Source organism: Pseudomonas sp. EA_65y_Pfl1_P113 (genome assembly GCF_963970525.1).
GTDB lineage: Bacteria > Pseudomonadota > Gammaproteobacteria > Pseudomonadales > Pseudomonadaceae > Aquipseudomonas > Aquipseudomonas tritici.
Window position 1 is genome coordinate 1 of the sequence record NZ_CAXAQM010000473.1, and the last position, 475, is coordinate 475.

The window sequence follows — 475 nt, forward strand, 5'->3', positions numbered from 1 at the left end:
TCGGTGAAACCCGGTTGTTCGGCGCGCCCATCCCGATCTGCGGCATCGCCGGGGATCAACAAGCGGCAACCATCGGCCAATCCTGCCTCGAGATCGGCGAGACCAAGGCGACCTTCGGCACCGGCGCATTTGTCCTGAGCCAGGCCGGGCCGATCCCGCCGACCTCGCGCAACCGGTTGCTCTCCACGATCGTCTGGCAGATTGACGGGCGACGCGCTTATGCGCTGGAGGGCTCGGTATTCGTCGCGGGCAGCTTGATCAAATGGTTGCGCGACGCGGTCGGCCTGATCGGCACCGCTGCGGAAACCGAGATACTGGCGCGCAGCGTTCCCGACAATGGCGGAACCTTCCTCGTGCCTGCCCTCTCCGGCTTGGGCGCGCCATGGTGGGAACCGGAGGCGCGCGCCGCCATTTCGGGCTTGAGCTTTTCGACCGGCAAGGCGCACATCGTCCGCGCCGCGCTGGAGGCGATGGC

Annotated in this window: 1 protein-coding gene; it reads left to right on the forward strand. The window is 67.4% G+C overall.

Translation table 11 applies throughout. The features are described from left to right. The coding region (locus tag AACY52_RS30635; RefSeq protein WP_339561434.1) for an FGGY-family carbohydrate kinase at window positions 1–475 on the forward strand (475 nt) is incomplete at both ends.